18 protein-coding genes are annotated in these 16,984 nt (G+C 70.6%); 10 read left to right on the top strand and 8 right to left on the bottom strand.

Going from position 1 to position 16,984, the window contains the following annotated elements; genetic code table 11:
* The first annotated feature begins 206 nt into the window (after positions 1-206).
* On the top strand, positions 207-2,564 hold the full coding sequence (locus tag PUT80_RS29480) for a bifunctional (p)ppGpp synthetase/guanosine-3',5'-bis(diphosphate) 3'-pyrophosphohydrolase (protein WP_134661805.1): 2,358 nt from the start codon (positions 207-209) through the stop codon (positions 2,562-2,564).
* 1 nt (position 2,565) lies between these two features.
* On the opposite strand, the gene PUT80_RS29485 is transcribed toward PUT80_RS29480, so the two are convergent.
* Both PUT80_RS29485 and PUT80_RS29490 read right to left on the bottom strand, forming a co-directional pair.
* The gene (locus PUT80_RS29485) at positions 2,566-2,967 is read right to left on the bottom strand and encodes a DUF1304 domain-containing protein (RefSeq protein WP_275294152.1); all 402 of its coding nucleotides are present in this window, start codon (positions 2,965-2,967) and stop codon (positions 2,566-2,568) included.
* Positions 2,964-3,407: a cupin domain-containing protein gene (locus PUT80_RS29490; protein WP_275294153.1), complete on the bottom strand. Its 444-nt coding sequence runs from the start codon at positions 3,405-3,407 to the stop codon at positions 2,964-2,966. The genes PUT80_RS29485 and PUT80_RS29490 overlap by 4 nt, the downstream gene beginning before the upstream one ends.
* A gap of 88 nt (positions 3,408-3,495) precedes the next feature.
* On the opposite strand from PUT80_RS29490, the gene PUT80_RS29495 reads away from it, so the two are divergent.
* Genes PUT80_RS29495 through PUT80_RS29505 form a run of 3 tightly spaced genes read left to right on the top strand, consistent with a single transcriptional unit; the run spans position 3,496 to position 6,143 of the window.
* On the top strand, positions 3,496-4,518 hold the full coding sequence (locus PUT80_RS29495; protein WP_275294154.1) for a helix-turn-helix transcriptional regulator: 1,023 nt from the start codon (positions 3,496-3,498) through the stop codon (positions 4,516-4,518).
* A 55-nt stretch (positions 4,519-4,573) separates the two neighbouring features.
* Positions 4,574-5,353, top strand: coding sequence for an enoyl-CoA hydratase-related protein (locus PUT80_RS29500; RefSeq protein ID WP_275294155.1), 780 nt, complete (start codon positions 4,574-4,576; stop codon positions 5,351-5,353).
* A 43-nt stretch (positions 5,354-5,396) separates the two neighbouring features.
* The gene (locus PUT80_RS29505) at positions 5,397-6,143 is read left to right on the top strand and encodes an N-acetyltransferase (RefSeq protein WP_275294156.1); all 747 of its coding nucleotides are present in this window, start codon (positions 5,397-5,399) and stop codon (positions 6,141-6,143) included.
* A gap of 7 nt (positions 6,144-6,150) precedes the next feature.
* Here PUT80_RS29505 and PUT80_RS29510 read toward each other — a convergent pair whose 3' ends face one another.
* Positions 6,151-6,936: an aminotransferase class IV gene (locus PUT80_RS29510; protein ID WP_275294157.1), complete on the bottom strand. Its 786-nt coding sequence runs from the start codon at positions 6,934-6,936 to the stop codon at positions 6,151-6,153.
* Between the two features lies 1 nt (position 6,937).
* Positions 6,938-7,819 carry a peptidylprolyl isomerase gene (locus PUT80_RS29515; protein ID WP_043830009.1) on the bottom strand — a complete coding sequence of 294 codons (882 nt, stop codon included), beginning with the start codon at positions 7,817-7,819 and terminating at the stop codon, positions 6,938-6,940.
* A 136-nt stretch (positions 7,820-7,955) separates the two neighbouring features.
* Between PUT80_RS29515 and PUT80_RS29520 the strand changes: the two genes are divergently transcribed.
* A complete protein-coding gene (locus tag PUT80_RS29520; RefSeq protein ID WP_275294187.1) occupies positions 7,956-8,540 on the top strand; it encodes an MBL fold metallo-hydrolase in 585 nt (194 codons plus the stop codon).
* Entirely contained in the window at positions 8,537-9,178 is a 642-nt protein-coding gene (locus PUT80_RS29525) for a hypothetical protein (protein WP_043830008.1), read from the top strand. Before PUT80_RS29520 ends, PUT80_RS29525 begins: the two co-directional genes overlap by 4 nt.
* A 29-nt stretch (positions 9,179-9,207) precedes the next feature.
* On the opposite strand, the gene PUT80_RS29530 is transcribed toward PUT80_RS29525, so the two are convergent.
* The 3 genes from PUT80_RS29530 to PUT80_RS29540 all read right to left on the bottom strand — a co-directional run bounded on the left by PUT80_RS29530 (position 9,208) and on the right by PUT80_RS29540 (position 12,658).
* Positions 9,208-9,564, bottom strand: a complete 357-nt coding sequence (locus tag PUT80_RS29530; RefSeq protein ID WP_275294158.1) for a hypothetical protein — start codon at positions 9,562-9,564, stop codon at positions 9,208-9,210.
* Positions 9,565-9,644: 80 nt separating this feature from the next.
* The gene (locus PUT80_RS29535) at positions 9,645-11,012 is read right to left on the bottom strand and encodes a YibE/F family protein (protein ID WP_275294188.1); all 1,368 of its coding nucleotides are present in this window, start codon (positions 11,010-11,012) and stop codon (positions 9,645-9,647) included.
* A 668-nt stretch (positions 11,013-11,680) separates the two neighbouring features.
* Entirely contained in the window at positions 11,681-12,658 is a 978-nt protein-coding gene (locus PUT80_RS29540) for a helix-turn-helix domain-containing protein (RefSeq protein ID WP_275294159.1), read from the bottom strand.
* 98 nt (positions 12,659-12,756) lie between these two features.
* Between PUT80_RS29540 and PUT80_RS29545 the strand changes: the two genes are divergently transcribed.
* From PUT80_RS29545 to PUT80_RS29555, 3 genes are all read left to right on the top strand, one after another.
* The gene (locus PUT80_RS29545; RefSeq protein ID WP_275294160.1) at positions 12,757-13,455 is read left to right on the top strand and encodes a DJ-1/PfpI family protein; all 699 of its coding nucleotides are present in this window, start codon (positions 12,757-12,759) and stop codon (positions 13,453-13,455) included.
* A 75-nt stretch (positions 13,456-13,530) separates the two neighbouring features.
* Positions 13,531-13,875, top strand: coding sequence for an STAS domain-containing protein (locus tag PUT80_RS29550; RefSeq protein WP_037811322.1), 345 nt, complete (start codon positions 13,531-13,533; stop codon positions 13,873-13,875).
* Between the two features lie 61 nt (positions 13,876-13,936).
* Complete coding sequence (locus tag PUT80_RS29555) at positions 13,937-14,305, top strand: SPW repeat protein (protein WP_037811323.1); 369 nt, start codon at positions 13,937-13,939, stop codon at positions 14,303-14,305.
* Between the two features lie 2 nt (positions 14,306-14,307).
* On the opposite strand, the gene PUT80_RS29560 is transcribed toward PUT80_RS29555, so the two are convergent.
* Positions 14,308-15,054 (bottom strand): SRPBCC domain-containing protein, encoded by a 747-nt coding sequence (locus tag PUT80_RS29560; RefSeq protein WP_275294161.1) that lies wholly within the window; start codon positions 15,052-15,054, stop codon positions 14,308-14,310.
* A gap of 126 nt (positions 15,055-15,180) precedes the next feature.
* Between PUT80_RS29560 and PUT80_RS29565 the strand changes: the two genes are divergently transcribed.
* The gene (locus PUT80_RS29565; RefSeq protein ID WP_037811325.1) at positions 15,181-16,929 is read left to right on the top strand and encodes a pyruvate dehydrogenase; all 1,749 of its coding nucleotides are present in this window, start codon (positions 15,181-15,183) and stop codon (positions 16,927-16,929) included.
* The last annotated feature ends 55 nt before the right edge of the window (positions 16,930-16,984 follow it).

The raw sequence follows: 16,984 nt of genomic DNA on the forward strand, positions 1-16,984 counted from the left end.
AATGTCAAGGCATCTTTCCCGCCTTGACAAGCACCCCCGAACCGTCAGCACAATCAAGCTTCGGGGTGCCCCACGCAACCAAAAGCCGATGTCGCCGCCAGGCGACGAGCCGAACAACTCACCCCAACACCCCGTCACCACCCCGACCAAAAGACCAACCGGTTACCCTGAAGGTTCGAGGCCGCACGAAGCAGCTGGAGGTGCGGGTGAGCCAAGAGCTCGACGCCAACGTCCCCGCCAAAGGCGGTGCGACTCCCGCCAGGAACGGCGCCACCGCCGCGGACACCGGGCGGCCGAACGGAGCCGCGCCCAACCCCTCCGCGACCCGCCGCGTCCGCGCCCGCCTGGCCAGGCGGATCACCGCCCAACGAGCCGCCCCGGTCAAACAGGTCCTCGAGCCCCTGGCGGTCATCCACCGCGAACTCCACCCGAACTCCGACCTGGGCCAGCTCCAGCGCGCCTACGACGTAGCCGAAGAACTCCACCGCGAACAACGCCGCAAGTCCGGCGACCCGTACATCACCCACCCCCTCGCGGTAGCCACGATCCTCGCCGAACTGGGTATGGACACCACCACGCTCGTCGCAGCCCTTCTGCACGACACCGTGGAAGACACCGGCTACTCCCTGGAACAGCTCAAGGCCGATTTCGGCGACAAGGTCGGCGAGCTGGTCGACGGCGTCACGAAGCTGGACAAGGTCAAACTCGGCACCTCGGCCGAGGCGGAGACGATCCGCAAAATGGTGATCGCGATGGCGAAGGACCCGCGCGTCCTGGTCATCAAGCTCGCCGACCGGCTGCACAACATGCGCACGATGCGCTTCCTGCCGCCGGAGAAGCAGGCCCGCAAGGCGCGCGAAACGCTCGAAGTGCTCGCCCCGCTGGCGCACCGGCTCGGCATGGCCACGGTGAAGTGGGAGCTGGAAGACCTCGCGTTCGCGATCCTGCAGCCGAAGAAGTACGACGAGATCGTGCGGCTGGTCGCCGACCGCGCGCCCTCGCGCGACACCTATCTGCGCAAGGTGATCGCCGACCTCACGAACAACCTGGTGTCGTCGCGGATCACTGCGAAGGTCGAGGGACGGCCGAAGCACTACTACTCGATCCACCAGAAGATGATCGTCCGCGGCCGCGACCTCGACGACATCCACGACCTGGTCGGCGTGCGGATCCTGGTCGAGGACGTGCGCGACTGCTACGCCGCGATGGGCGTGGTGCACGCGCTGTGGCAGCCGGTCCCCGGGCGGTTCAAGGACTACATCGCACAGCCGCGGTTCGGCGTCTACCAGTCGCTGCACACCACGGTGATCGGGCCGGACGGCAAACCGCTCGAGGTGCAGATCCGCACCTACGACATGCACCGGACCGCCGAGTACGGCATCGCCGCGCACTGGCGGTACAAGGAAACCAAGGGCACGCACGCCAGCAACAACGCGATGGAGCTGGACGAGATCGCGTGGATGCGGCAGCTGCTCGACTGGCAGCGCGAGGCCGCGGACCCGGGAGACTTCCTCGAATCGCTGCGCTACGAACTCGCCGCGCGCGAGATCTTCGTGTTCACGCCGAAGGGCGACGTCATCACGCTGCCGGCGGATTCGACGCCGGTGGACTTCGCGTACGCGGTGCACACCGAGGTCGGCCACCGCTGCATCGGCGCGCGCGTGAACGGCAGGCTGGTCGCGCTCGAGCGGAAGCTCGAGAACGGCGAGGTCGTCGAGATCTTCACGTCCAAGGCGGAGAGCGCCGGGCCGAGCCGCGACTGGCTGCAGTTCGCCGGTTCGCCGAAGGCGCGCGCGAAGATCCGGCAGTGGTTCGCGAAGGAGCGCCGCGACGAGGCGATCGACGCGGGCAAGGAAGCGATCACCAAGGAGATCCGCAAGGTCGGGCTGCCGATCCAGCGGCTCGTGTCGGCGGAGTCGATGGGCTCGGTCGCCACCGAGCTGCGGCACGGCGACATTTCGTCGCTGTACGCGGCCGTCGGCGAGGGCCACACGAGCGCGAAGCACGTGGTGCAGCGGCTGGTCGCGCTGATCGGCGGGGTCGAGGAGGCCGAGGAGGAGCTGGCCGAACGGGCCACGCCGTCCACGGTCACGCGCCGCCGCGGTTCGAACGACGTGGGCGTCATCGTGAAGGGCGCGAGCGACGTCTGGGCGAAGCTGGCGCGCTGCTGCACGCCGGTGCCGGGCGACGAGATCCTCGGCTTCGTGACGCGCGGCGGCGGTGTGAGCGTGCACCGGACCGACTGCACGAACGCCGACGACCTGCGGACCCAGCCCGAGCGGTTGGTCGAGGTGGAGTGGGCGCCGTCGTCGTCCTCGGTGTTCCTGGTGGCGATCCAGGTCGAGGCCCTCGACCGGCACCGGCTGCTGTCGGACGTCACGAAGGTGCTGGCGGACGAGAAGGTGAACATCCTGTCGGCCTCGGTGACGACCTCGCGGGACCGGGTGGCGGTGAGCCGGTTCTCGTTCGAGATGGGCGATCCGAAGCATCTCGGGCACGTGCTGAAGGTCGTGCGTGGGGTCGAGGGTGTGTACGACGTGTACCGGGTGACGTCGGCTTCGTAGGTCAGAACGCCGTGGCGACGAGCGCGGCCAGCGGTGGCAGTGCCTGGGCGAGCGCCCCGGCGCGTCCCGCACCGCGCGGGCGGCTCAGCGCGAGCAGGTCGGATATGCCCAGGGCGATCCCGGCGAGTGTCATGAAGGCGCAGCTGTAGAGCAGGAGCACCCGTCCGCCCGCGGTGTCGCCGGTGTGCAGCAGCACCAGTCCGGTGGCCGGTCCGGCGGCGAGGAACAGGTTGTACCAGCCGACGTTGAACGACCAGAGCCGCGTGGCGGGCAGGTTTTCCGCAGGGATCCGGAAAATGCCCGCGTGCACGCCCGGGCGTTCGAACAGCAGGACTTCCCACGCGAAGGCCAGCAGGTGCACCAGAACGGCGATCCCGGCGAACACCTGCACCGCGGCGTTCACGGCGCCTGCTCCGCGAAGGCGACCCCGTGCCGCGCGGCGATGGCGCCGAGCAGCGGCACCGCGTCGGGCCACGGGATGCCGGACGGGACGGTGGCGTCGATTTCGCGGAAGAACCGGCCCATCGCGTCGTCCGGGGTGAGCACGAGGAACTTCGCGTGCGGCGTGTGCACCGTGAAGGTGTTCGGGGTGCCTGCCGGGATGTGCACGAACGAACCCGGGCCCAGGTCGTGGAGTTCCCCGTGGAGGCAGACGGTGATCCGGCCGGACAGGACGTAGAAGCCCTTCGTCCACGGGTCGGCGTGCGGCGGGACGGCGGGGCCGCTCCGGGCGTCGATCTCGAACAGTTCGTAGCCGCCGGTGTCCGCGGCGGACGCTTTCACCGTCGCGGTCGAGTCTTGCGTGTCCAGTTCCGGGCCTTCGCCCGCTGCGCGGATAGTCATGCCGCCGACGGTAGAAACGCCGGGGGAGCGGGACCATCCCGGAATTCAGGGATACCCGCGCGGGAGGAGCGCGCGCATACTTCGTCGGGTGTGGGAAGGCCGGGCGCGGAGCGTGCGGCGGGAGCTGGCGGCTCTCGCCGCGGCCGGTCGCGGAGTCGCCGAGCTGCACGGCGCGGCCATCGAACTGGTCGAGCGGATCGTGCCCGCCGAACTGACCTGCTGGGCGTCGCTGGACCCGGACACCGCCGTGATCAGCTCGATGACCAGCGGCCGGGCGCGGATCCCGGGGCAGTACGAACCGCTGCTGGCGACGTACGAGTACGACGGCGCGGAACCGCACGCCTTCGCGCAGCTCGCCCGCCGTTCCGTGCCGGTGGCGCGGCTGTCCGACCTGCCGCGCCGCGAACGCGAGCGCAGCGGCCGGTGGACGCAGGTGTGGCGGCCGCTCGGGCTGGAGAGCGAACTGCGCGTCGGGTTTCGCGCGGACGGCGTCTGCTGGGCCGCGGCGGGTCTGGTGCGCCGTGGCGAGTTCAGCGACCGCGAGGTGGAATTCCTGCTGTCGATCGGGCCGACGCTGGCCGCGGCCACCCGGGTGGCCGCGCTGGCGCGAGGGGTGGCTCCGGCGGCGGAACCGGCGATCGTCGTGGTCGGTCCGGACGGTCGCCGTCGCGGCGCGACCGAGGGGGTCGGCGCGTGGGAGTCCGAATTGGACTCGATCGCCGACGGCCGGTTCGCGGTGCTGCTGCGCGCGGTCGCGACCGGGGCGCAGGCGGCGGCGAGCGGGACGTTCCGGGCCCGGGTCCGCGACGCGCACGGTGGCTGGATTGTGTTGCAGGCCAGCAGGTTGGTCTCCGATGACGACGCGTGCGACCTCGTCGTGACGATCCGCCGCGCTTCCGGCGGGGAGCTGCTGGACGTGCTGCTCGCGGCGTACCGGCTGACCGCGCGCGAACGCGACGTGTGCCGGGAAGTCCTGTCCGGACTGTCTACTTCGGACATCGCAGTCCGGCTGGGGATCTCGGCGAACACCGTGCAGGACCACCTGAAGTCGGTGTTCGGCAAGGTCGGCGTGCGCAGCCGGGGCGAGCTGACCGCGCGGCTGTCCGGTTAGTCCGGTGACCTGTCCCACAGCGGGACGGCGGTGCGGGCGCATTAGGGTGCTGGGCATGACGGACGGACTCGAGTTCACCCGCGACGGCGCCGTGGCCCGGCTGACGTTCTCCCGCCCGGAGAAGATGAACGCGATCACCCGCGGCATGTGGGCGGCGATCCCGGGCGTGGCGGCCGAGGTCGAGGCCGATCCCGAGCTGAAGGTGCTCGTGCTGACCGGGGCCGGACGGCATTTCTCCGCCGGTGCCGACATCGGCGAGTTCCGCGAGCTGCGCTCGACCGCCGAGGCCGCCGCGAAGTACGACGAGGCGGTCGACAGCGCGGTGGCGGCGCTGACCGCGATGCGGAAGCCGACCGTCGCGATGGTCCAGGGCAACTGCATCGGCGGCGGCTGCCAGATCTCGGTCGCCTGCGATTTCCGGTTCGCCGCGGCCGACGCGCGCTTCGGCATCACCCCGGCCAAACTCGGCATCGTCTACCACTTCGCCTCGACGCGGCAGCTGGTGTCGCTGGTCGGCCCGGCGAACGCCAAGTACTTCCTGCTGTCCGGCGAACTGGTCGACGCGACCCGGGCGCGCGAGATCGGGCTGGTCAACGACGTTTTCCCGGCCGCGGACCTGGACTCCGCGACGGCCCGGTTCACCGAGACCCTGTGCGGGCGGTCGCAGGCCTCGGTCCGCGGGATGAACCGGATCATCGAGAAGATCGTCGCGGGGCAGGAGCGGACCGACGACGAGGTCGAGGAGATCCGGCTCGCTGCTCTGCACGGGGAGGACTACGCGGAGGGCGTGGACGCGTTCCTGAACCGGCGCGCGCCGAAGTTCACCTACCGCTGACCGGCACGAATAACCCGTTGACGGCTCAGCGAGACTGAAGCTTGTGGCGCTGACCATCCATCACCGCAGCCAGAACCCGGAGATCTTCCGGGCGACCGACCACGCCGACTTCGACCGGTCGTGGCCGGTCTTCATGCAGCACAACCCGACCGGGCACCTGTATTACGGCGAACTCGACACGGTCGCCGACTACGTGCTGCTCGCGACCGACGGCGACGAACCGGTCGCCAAGGCCTACTCGACGCCGTTCGCGTTCGGCGGCCCCGGCCGCGAGACGCTGCCCGACGGGGGGTGGGACGAGGTGATCCGCTGGCAGCACGCAGACCGGCTCGCCGGCCGCGAACGCACCGCGGCGACCGCGCTGGAGATCGTCGTCCGCAAGGAACGGCAGGGTACGGGACTTGCCTCGGTGATGGTGAACGCGTTGCGGGACAACGCTTTCCGCCTCGGACACGACGTGCTCTACGCCCCGGTGCGGCCGTCGCAGAAGGCGGACGAACCCGAGACTCCGATGAGCGAGTACGCGTACCGGGTGCGCGACGACGGCCTGCCCTACGACGCGTGGCTGCGGGTGCACGTGCGCGCGGGCGGGCGGATCGTGAAGGTCTGCCCGGTGTCGATGACCATCCCCGGCACGCTCGCGCAGTGGCGGGAGTGGACCGGACTGCCGTTCGACACGGATGGTCCGGTGGTTGTGGAAGGTGCGCTGAGTCCGGTGCTGGTGTCGGTGGCGCAGGATTCGGCGGTGTATGTCGAGCCGAATGTCTGGGTGGAGCACCGGAGGCCGTGAGGCTGGGTCAGATTTCGTCCCAGGGCGCGGCTTCGTAGGCCGTGGTCAGGAGTTCGGTCGCGGTGGGCGAGGTGCGCAGCGGCACGTCGTCGACCGAGGCGACCAGGCGGCCGATCGTCGCCGAGTTGGTCAGGAACATCGCGTCGAACTCCGGGAGTTCCGCCGGGTACACCGGCCGCGTCTCCTGCGGCACCCCGGCCGCGCGCAGCTGGTCCGCCAGCACCAGGTACGTGATTCCCGGCAGCACCTGGGCTTCCGGCCACACGATCGTCCCGTCGCGCAGGAAGCCGACGTTCCAGATCGTCGCCTCGCTGATCCGGCCGTCGTCGGCGAGGAACACCGCGTCGTCGTAACCGGCGAGGACGGCCGCGCGCGAATGGTGCGTCAGGCCGAAGCCGCCGAGATGCTTCACGTGCGGCAGATCCCGTTGGTAGGAAACGGATCGCAGCCGCATCGGCGTGGCGACGTGCGAGCGCGGCGGCGCGGTGCGCACGAGGATTTCGGGCGTCATCGCGGGGTCGTACAGAGACGAGCGCGAGAAAATGATCACCCGCACCGACAAATCGCCCTGACCGGCGACGAGCCGCCGGACGTAGCGGCGGACCAGATCGGTGTCCAGTTCGCTGCCGAACACCTCGCGGGTGTTCGCCGCGAGCCGGTCGAGGTGGAAGCGGAGGCCGCGCACGCGCCCGTCGCGGACTTGCATCGCGGTGAAATGGCCGTAGCTGGTCGCCGCGGCCGCGAGATCGGCGGTGCCAGGAGCGGCGCCGCCGATCTCGACCCGGCCGGTCACGTCAGGAAACCGTGACCGCGGTGAACTTGACCTGCTGCTTGGGCTCGCCGGTCGACCCGTCCTGGCCGATCGCGCCGATGCCGTTCTTCGCGATCTTGTCGAGCACCTTCAGGCCCTCGTCGGAGATGCTGCCGAAGATCGTGTACTGCGGCTGCAGCGGCGCGTTGCCGTAGACCATGAAGAACTGGCTGCCGCCGCTGTTCGGCTGGCCGGTGTTGGCCATCGCGAGGATGCCGCGGCCGTACTTCGCGGTGTCGATGAACTCGTCCGGCACGGTGAACCCCGGGCCGCCGCGGCCGTCGGTCGTCACGTCGCCCTTCGCGTCCGGGTCGCCGCACTGCAGCATCTGCAGGTCGGTGACGCCGAGCCGGTGGCAGATCGTGTCGGTGTAGAAGCCCTGCTTCGCGAGGGCCTCGAACGCCTGCACGGTGCACGGCGCGAGCGCGCGGTCGAGCGTCATCGGGATGTCGCCCTGGGTGGTCTTCATCGTGATGTTCACGGTCCCGGACGAGGACACGTTCTTGCCGTCCGGCGCGGTCGCCTTCTTGCCCGACGGCGGCTTGCCGCTCGGGTCGGCCGGGTACGAGCACGTCGTCGGGTTCGGCAGCGCCTTGGGGCGCTTGGGGAGCGCGGTGCGCTCGGTGGGGATGTTCGTGACGCTCGGGACCGGCGGCGCGGAACTCGACGGCGGCGCGGCGGCCTGCTGGTCGCCGCTGCCCCCGCTGTTCACGATCCACACCACGAGACCGGCGACGATGAGGACCACACCGCCGACCACTCCAGCGCCCACGATCTTGCGTCGCTTCGCCTGTTCCGCCCGGCGCACGAGCTGCCGCTCGAGTTTGCGCTTTGCGGCTTCTCGGCGCTGCTGGTTGGTCGCCACCCGCCCTCCAGTTTCCGCTCGAAGTCACACGTCTGAGGTAGCGGCAGTGTATGGGCACAGCCTGTTAGGACTCCGTACAGGGGCGGCTAGTCTTCACCGGGTCGTGATCAAGGCCGCTTCCGGGGAGGAGGGTTCGGTGCTCGTCGCCGGGTTCGCCGCGGGTCCGCTGCGTTCGAATTGCTATCTGCTGGCCCCCGCCGCCGGGGGTCCGTGCCTCGTCGTCGACCCGGGCGAGGGGGCCGCCGGGCCGCTGGCCGAAGCGCTGGCGGAGCACGGCCTGACGCCGGTCGCGCTGCTCGCCACGCACGGCCATCCGGACCACGTCGGCGCGGCCGCCGAGCTTTCGCGCGCTTATGCCGCACCGGTCCGGCTCCATCCGGGCGACTCCGACTGGTACGACGGGCCCTTCGAACCGCTCGCGCCGGGAGAGATCGAGACGGCCGGGCTGACTCTCGGCGTCCTCCCGCTTCCCGGGCACACGCCGGGTTCAGTGGCCTTCACCGTCGAGACCGGCGAGGGTGGCAGGCTGGTGTTCACGGGGGACACGCTTTTCGCCGGATCGGTCGGGCGCACCGGCGGATCCGGCGCCGACCTGGAGAATTCGTTGCGCACACTGCTCACGCTCGCCGACGACACCGTCGTGCTGCCCGGCCACGGACCGGCCACGACCATCGGCCGCGAGCGCGCCGCCAACCCCTTCGTGCCGGGAGCCGCGCAGTGACCGAGAAGCCGGCGGAACGCCTGCCGCTGTTCGCCGACGAACCGAAACTGCGCCGCCGCCGCGCGTGGTCCGGCGTCTTCGGCGTGCTGATCCTGGCCGCGGCGTTCGGCGGGATCGCCGGGCTGATCGGCGGGCAACTGGCCGGGCTGATCGTGGCGGCGGTCGTCGCGCTGCCGCTGATTTACGTGGTGCTCTACGCGTACCGCCGCCGGATCTGGCTGGAAGGCACGACGCTGGTGGTGCGCACATGGGGCATCCGGCGGGTGGACCTGCTTTCCGCGCCCAGGCTGGACGTGGTGATCAGCGACGTGCGCGGCACCCGGACTGTGGCGCTGCTGGTGAACGCGGGCCACCGGCGGCGCGCGGTGAAACTCGACCTGGCGGTGTTTTCGGGAACCGGCGGACGGGAACTGGGGGCGCTGCAGCTGCGTCGGCTCGCGGACGCGGTGCTGAACAACACCGAGGCGAACGGGCTGGTGTTTTCGGAGCTGCTGGTGGCGGAACTGCGGGCGGAGGCTCGCGGGGACGCGGTGGCGGAACGACCGTTGTACCGGCTGGCTTCGGCGGCTCCTTCGGGGAAGTACTTGCAGCGGTTTCCCATGGAGGCAGTTAGCCGGTTCGTGGCCACGCTGGGTTGAGTTGGCTGGGGTTGAGTTGGGAGTGGATCTCACCAGCTGTGTTTGATGGCGCCGGCTTCGCCGTCGCGTGCGGGATCGCCTTTATGCCGACGTTTGGGCTGAGCGGCGGGAGGGGCCTGCGGCCTGTCCCGCCGCTCATCCCAAACGTCGGCGCGATCCCGCAGGCCGTCCACGCGGGCGCGGATGCGGTCCAGCTGGTCGGTCAGCTCGGGGAGTTCTTCGGCGACGTAGGACAGCAGCCGTTCGAGGTGGCGCAGGGTCGCGAGGACCTCGTCGAGTGCGGTGGCGATCCGCGGGACTGTTTCGGCCGCTTCCAGCACCGACGCCAACAGGCGGCGGATCAGGTGCACGGTGACTCGGGGTCCGGCTAGGACGGCTGAGAACACAGCCCCTCCTCGGGTGCGGGGTCGCGGTCTTCGTACCTCATCCGCGACGCCCGCGCCCGGCCGGGTCAGTCCCTGTGTGGCTAGTGTGATTCAGCGGGTTTGGTGGTGCTGATGAGGTGCTCCACGGGCTCGCGGGCGGCGATCAAAGCGGCCAGGACCGTCGTCACCGGCACCGCCGCGACGATGCCGACTGAACCGGCCAGCGTCCGGATGATCTCCGCGGCGATGTCCTCGCTGCCGAGCAGCGCGCCGAGTCCGACGCCGGAGATCGCGGAGTACAGCATCACCGGCAGCGCGGCCCCGGCGTAGGCCATCACCAGCGTGTTCACCGCGGAGCCGACGTGGTCGCGGCCGATCCGCAGCCCCGAGCTGTACAGCTCGCGCCAGCTGAGCGAAGGGTTCGCGCGGCGCAGTTCCCAGACCGCGCTGGTCTGGGTGATCGTCACGTCGTCGAGCACGCCCAGCGCGCCGATCACGATCCCGGCCAGCAGCAGGCCCCTGGCGTCGATGCCGTGGCCGAGGGAGGCGATCAGCGTCGTGGTGCTGTCGTCGAGGCCGGTGAGCGACGCGGCGGCGGAGAAGATCGCCGACAGGATCCCGATCAGCGCGAGGCTGACCAAGGTGCCCAGCACGGCGACCGAGGTTCTCGCGGACAGGCCGTGCGTCAGGTACAGCGCGAGGAACATGATCGCGCCCGCCCCGGCGATCGCCACCACCAGCGGGTTCTCCCCGGCGAGGATCGAGGGCAGCACGAACAGCACGATCACGACGAAGCTCAGCACCAGCGCGACCAGCGCGGCCAGCCCCTGCCAGCGGCCGAGCACGAGCACGGCGACCGCGAACAGCGCGGCGAGCAGGACCAGCGGCGTGCCGCGCTGGAAATCGACGAGCGTGAACGACTGCGGATCGAGCGGATTGCCGCCGTTGTAGGCGAGCACGACCTTGTCGCCCGCGGAGAACCGCGGAGTGCTCGGCTCGATCGGGACGGTCAGCCGCACCGGTTTCCCCGCTGCCGGGCCGTCGGACATCTGCAGGTCGACGGTGAGGCACGGTTTCGTGTCCGGGTCCGGCTGCGAGCCGACCTGGACCTGGCCGGGCTGCAGGCACGGGCCGGACGTCGCGGTCGTGATCGCCGCCTGGACCGGCGTGCCTTGCGGCACCGCGCTTTTCGGCAGCGAACTGCCCCACGGGTACAGGACGATCATGCCGACGACGGTCGCCAGCGCCAGCGGGGCGAGGAGCCAGATCAGGAGTTTGCGGACCCGCTGCGACGCCGGGGCGGCCGGGCCGTGGCCGTGTCCATGACCGTGGCCGTGCCTGGCGGGCGGCGGGGTTTCCTTGGCCGGAGCCGGATCGGGACTGTCCTTTTCGGACTGCGGTGGCCGGGCCGGGGGACGGCGGCGGGTGCCGGGCGGTGGGGTGTCGCCGGAACGGCGGGGCAGGCGCAGTTCGCCGGACTGGGTGCCGCTGCGGGAATCGGCGGTGCGCGGGGCGCCCGGTTGCGCGGAGCGCGCGGCACCGGGTTGGGCTGGCCGTGGCGCGGCGGGGCGCGGGCGGCGGGGTTCGCCGGGCCGTTCGGCTCGCCGTCCCGGTTCGCCGGTGCGCCCGGGATTGCCTGATCGCTCAACGGCTTGGCCAGACTCTGCCGATCGCGCGGGATTGCGCTCGACCGGCCGCCCGGACTCACCCGGTCGGCCGGGTTCTGCCGACCGCTCAACGGCTCGGCCAGACTCTGCCGATCGTTCGGGGTTGCGCTCGACGGGTCGGCCAGAGTCCGCCGATCGCTCGGGGCTGCCGGACCGCTCCATCGGCCATCCGGGATCGCCGGTGCGTTCAGGATTGCCGGGTCGTCCGGGCTCAGCCGCCCGTCCGGGGCGCTCGGCCGGTCGCCCGGGGTCGGCGCGGCGCACGCGGCGCGGTCCCTCCGGCCGGGCGCGCGGCGGAGCGGCGGGTGGCACGGCGGAGGACGGGGACGCGGGTTCGCCCGGCACTCGCGGCAGCGGGCCGGTGTCGTCGGGGTCCTGGTCGGGGTAGTCGTGCGGTGCCACGGCGGACATCCTGCCCTCCCGGCTCGCGGTTCACCCGTACCGGGTGGGGGAGGAAGCGGGCGTTTCGTTCAGGCGTGCGCAGAACGCAGGTGCACGCGCCGGTAGGCCGAGGGCGGGGTGTCGAAATGGTCCAGGAACGCTTGCCGGAGCGTCTCCGTGGACCCGAAGCCGCAGCGACGCGCGATCGCGGCGAGCGGGAGGTCGGTGCCGGACAGCAGGCGGGCGGCGTGTTCCGCGCGCACGGTGCGCACGTATTTCCCCGGCGTGGTGCCGAGATGGGCGTCGAACAGCCGGGTCAGCTGGCGGGTGCTGATGCCGGCCTGGTTCGCGAGCGCGTGCGCGCCGAGGTCGTCGGCGAGGTGTTCGGCGACGTATGCGGTGAGGTCGCGGACCTGCCGGTGCTCGGGCGGCGGACCGGCGAGGAACATGCTCACCTGCGCCTGGTTTCCGGGCCGCTGCAGGTAGGTGACCAGCGATCGGGCGGTCTCGCGGGCGAGGGTCGGGCCGTGGTCCTCCTCGACGAACGCGAGGGTGAGGTCGAGCCCGCTGGTGACGCCCGCAGAGGTGTAGACGTCGCCGTGCCGCACGAAAAGCGGCACCGGGTCCACGGTCACCGACGGGTATTGCTCGGCGAGCCGCGACGCGTGCGACCAGTGCGTGGTGGCGCGCCGGCCGCTCAGCAGCCCGGCGGCGGCGAGCACGGTCGCCCCGGTGCAGACCGACGCCGTGCGCTTGCTCTGCTGCGAAAGCCGTCGCACGTGGGCGAGCAGCCGCTCGTCCTTGGCGGCGGCGAGATGGCCCAGCCCGCCCGCGACGACGAACGTGTCGAGCGGGCCGCGGACCTGGTCGATCCGGACGTGCGGGGCGAGCGTGAGCCCGGACTGGCAGGTGAAGGGGAGCCCGTCGACGGTGGCGAGCCGGACCTCGTAGGGCCGGGCCGCGCCGAGCCGGGTGGCGGCGTCGAAAACGTCGGACACGCAGGCGATGTCGAGCAGTTCGGCGTCGGGGTACCCGAGGATCACGACCTGCCGGGCGGTACTCGGCATGGCCGCACCGTAGCAGCTCGCCCGGCCGGATCAACCAGGTTCGCAGGATTCCGGACACGCGTGTCCCGTGAGGCCCGCGGGCTCGGGAGGGTGGCGGCATGAGCCAGAAAACCTTCGCGTTCGTCGTCTACCCCGGCCTGACGCCGCTCGACCTGGTGGGACCGCTGCAGGTGATCGCCGGCTACGCGGCGGCCGACCCGTCGGCCCGCGTGGCGGTCGTGGGCGAAACCCTGGAACCCACCGGCACCGACACGCCGTTGCGGATCGCGCCGAGCCACACCTTCGACCAGGTTCCGGACCCGTCGTGGGTGCTGGTCCCCGGCGGCGGTGCGCCGACGCTGCGCGCGCTCGGCGACGAGAAGCTCATCGGCTATCTCCGCCGCGCCGCGACCTCCGCCGAGCTGATGACCTCTGTGTGCACCGGTTCGCTGCTGCTGGGCCAAGCTGGGCTGCTCGACGGCCGTGAGGCGACCACGCACTGGACGTTCCTGGAGACCCTGCGCGCGTTCGGCGCCACGCCGGTCCGGCAGCGCTGGGCGGACACCGGCTCGGTGATCACCGCCGCTGGCGTGTCGGCGGGCATCGACCTGGCGTTGCACCTGGTGGAGCGGATGCGCGGAGCGGACACTGCGCGGCTCGTCCAATTCGGCATCGAATACGACCCGCAGCCGCCGCTCGGCCCGCTCGACTGGTCGCTCGCTCCGCGCGAGCAGATGCGGCCGTTCGTCGACCACTCGGTCCGGGAAGGTTTGGCCGGTCAGCCGGAGCTGCGGGACAAGCTGCTGGCGCACCAGTGACGTTCCGGTGAATTGCCCCACCCACCTGGGGCCGCACGGTTTGCCCGGGCCGCGCGGACGCGTACCGTTCCGCCAATGGGTGCTCGCGGGGCTGCCGGTCTGACCGTCTTCACCAGCCGGAGGGACGGGGACATCGTTCTGGTCACGGCGGCGGGGGAGATCGACATCGCGTCGGTGGGGCAGTTCCGCTCCGCGCTCTCGGCCGCCTCCGGGGCAGGCGGCAAACTGGTGGTGGACCTGTCGCGGGTCGGCTATCTGAGCTGTGCCGGGCTGCGCGCGCTCGAAGAGACGAGCCGCGCCCGGCCCGCGCTTTCGATCGTGGCGACCGGACCGCTCGTGCTGCGCGCTTTCGCCGTCTCCGGGATCGAGGCCCCGGTGCGCAGCGGCCTGCGCGAGGCGTGCGCCGCCGCGGGGGCGTGAATCCCCGGCCGGAATCTGGGTACCCGTGGGGTGGAACCGAGATCTGCTGAGGTGATCCCAGATGTCCACCAGCACGATGTCCGGCAAGACCGCGGTCTCCGGGGGCGCAGCGGGCCTCGCTGTGCTGGCCGGGCTGTACCTGATCGCCGCGCCGTGGCTGCTGCGCTTCGGCGGGGCGGCCGAACTCGCGGTGAGCAACACGGTCGCCGGGCTGGCGATCGTCGTTTTCGCTGCCATGCGGGCGCGGGATTCCGGCGCGCAGGCGCTGACCTGGGTGCTGCCCGTGCTCGGGGCGTGGGCCGCGGTGTCTCCGTTTCTGCTTCGCTACGGCGACGAGACACTGCCGTCGACCGGCGCGGTGATCGGCAACGTGATCGCCGGCGTCCTCGTGGCGGCCGGCGGCGCGGCGTTGCTGCTGCGCCGCCGCTGACGTCAGCTGAGCGCGTCGGCGAGCCAGCGGCTCCAGACCGCGCTTTCGGCGGTCTCGTCGACGGTCGGCCGGAACAGGTGATGTCCGACCGCGACCGGCATGCCGAGCAGCGACCGTTCGTGGAACCGGTAGAGGGCGTCCTCGGTGCGGACTCCGGCGTAATTCGGGGTCGAGTAGTCGAGGACGCCCTCGACCACCTCGTCGCCGACGCTGAACTGGACCGGTTGCCCCGCTGAAGGTTCGGCGGGCAAACCGAGCGCCGCCAGCAGCTTCGGCCAGGCGTCGCGGCTCGCCGACGAGGCCGGGCCGTCCGCGGTCACGTACGTCGCGAACCGGCCGGGGAAGTGGGCCAGCAGTTCGGCGAGCGTGTGCAGGTACATCTCCCAGCCGACGGCGAAGGACTCGTGGTACTCGTCGTCCCAGCCGTCCTGGACGAACCCGCGGTGCACGAATCGGAGTACGGAAGTGTCGCCTTCGGCCGCTTCCACGAGGAACTCCATCGCGTCGAACGTGCCGTCCTCGGCGGCTTCGCCCCGGTAGGCGAACCTGCGCGGGGGATCCCAGGCGGTGATCTCCGCCTCGGCGCGCATTTCGCCGAGGCTGAACCGGATCCGCTTCGCCGCGGCGTCGACCTCGTGGCGGCCCATGAACCACGAGTCGATGCCCGGACCGGTCGCGACGGCCTCCCACACGGCCTCGGGCGCCGCGGGCAGCTGAACCTCTTTGCGCACCTCGAACTCGCGTGGCATCTGCGGCGTCCCTCCTCGTGGTCGTCCCGATCACCGTGCCATTGACAACAATACCTGTCAATGCGGTGGCGGTTCCCCTGATCGGTGCCAGACTGCGAAGGGACTCTCACGAAGGGACGCAGAAGCATGGCGACGGTGGCCGACCAGTTGATCGACGTTCTGGTGCAATCCGGGGTGCGCCGGATCTACGGGGTGGTGGGCGACAGCCTCAACCCGGTGGTGGACGCGGTGCGCCGCACCGGGGGCTCGGCGCGCGGCGGGATCGACTGGGTGCACGTGCGCAACGAGGAGGCCGGCGCGTTCGCCGCCGCGGCCGAGGCACAGCTCACCGGGCGGCTCGCGGTGTGCGCGGGCAGCTGCGGGCCGGGCAACCTGCATCTGCTGCAAGGGGTTTACGACGCGCACCGCTCGGGCGCGCCGGTGCTCGCGCTCGCGTCGCACATTCCGTCCACGCAGATCGGGACCGGGTTCTTCCAGGAGACGCATCCGCAGCAGCTGTTCGCGGAGTGCTCGCACTACTGCGAGATGGTGAGCTCGCCGGAGCAGATGCCGCGGCTGGCGCGGATCGCGGTGCAGAACGCGGTCGGGCGTCGCGGGGCTGCGGTGCTGGTGCTGCCTGGCGACGTGTCGCATGAGCCTGCAGCGCACGCCACCGGGGAATCGGCTTCGCTGGGGAGCCCGCCTGCTGTGGTGCCTGCCGAGGCTGACATCGCCCGTCTCGCCGATCGGATCGATCGGGCCGAGAAGGTGATGATCATGGCGGGTGCTGGTTGTCGTAATGCGCACGACGAGGTGCTCGCGCTCGCGGAGGCGGTCGGGGCGCCGGTGGGGCATTCGTTGCGGGGCAAGGAGTTCGTGCAGTACTCGAATCCGTTCGATGTGGGGATGAGCGGGTTGCTCGGGTACGGGGCCTGTTACGAGGCGATGCACGAGGCTGATCTCGTGTTGTTGCTGGGTACGGACTTTCCGTACGACAACTTCCTGCCGCAGCGGAATACCGTGCAGGTGGACATCGATCCGGCGCGGATGGGGCGTCGGTCAGTGTTGGAGTTCGGGGTGCAGGGGGACGTCGGGGCGACTATCCGGGCGGTGCTGCCCCGGTTGCGCGAGCGCAGTGATCGGTCGTTCTTGCATGCCATGCTGCGCAAGCATGAGCGGGGGCTGCAGCGGGTGGTCGATGCTTACACCAATGAGGTGTCGAAGCACATTCCGTTGCATCCGGAGTATGTCGCCGACGTGCTGGATGAGGAAGCTGCTGAGGATGCGGTGTTCACTGTGGACACTGGGATGTGCAATGTGTGGGCGGCTCGGTATATCACGCCTAATGGGCGGCGGCGGATTCTCGGGTCGTTTGTACACGGGAGCATGGCTAATGCGTTGCCGCATGCCATTGGGGCGCAGGCTGCTGATCCTGGGCGGCAGGTTGTCGCTATGTGCGGGGATGGCGGGCTGGCGATGTTGATGGGGGAGTTGTTGACGCTCAAGACGCATGGCTTGCCCGTTAAGGCTGTGGTGTTCAACAACTCTTCGCTCGGGATGGTGAAGCTGGAGATGCTCGTGGACGGGTTGCCGGAGTTCGGCACCGACCATGATCAGGTGGATTTCGCGGGGATTGCCCGGGCGGCTGGGTTGTATGCGCGGCGGGTGGAGAAGCCTGGGGAGGTTCGGGACGGGATCCGGGATATTCTGGCGCATGACGGGCCTGCGGTGCTGGATGTGGTTACGGATCCTAATGCGTTGTCTATTCCGCCTAATATTACTGCTGCGCAGGTTAAGGGGTTTGCGTTGGCGGCTAGTAAGACTGTGTTGAGTGGGGGAGTGGGGAAGATGCTGGAGTTGGCTAAGTCTAATTTGCGGAATATTCCTCGGATTTGAGGGGTGGGTGCTGGGCGGCTCGTCGCCTGGCGGCGACATTGCCTGCCTCGCTCGT

This window comes from Amycolatopsis sp. La24 (assembly GCF_029087445.1).
Lineage (GTDB): Bacteria > Actinomycetota > Actinomycetes > Mycobacteriales > Pseudonocardiaceae > Amycolatopsis > Amycolatopsis nivea.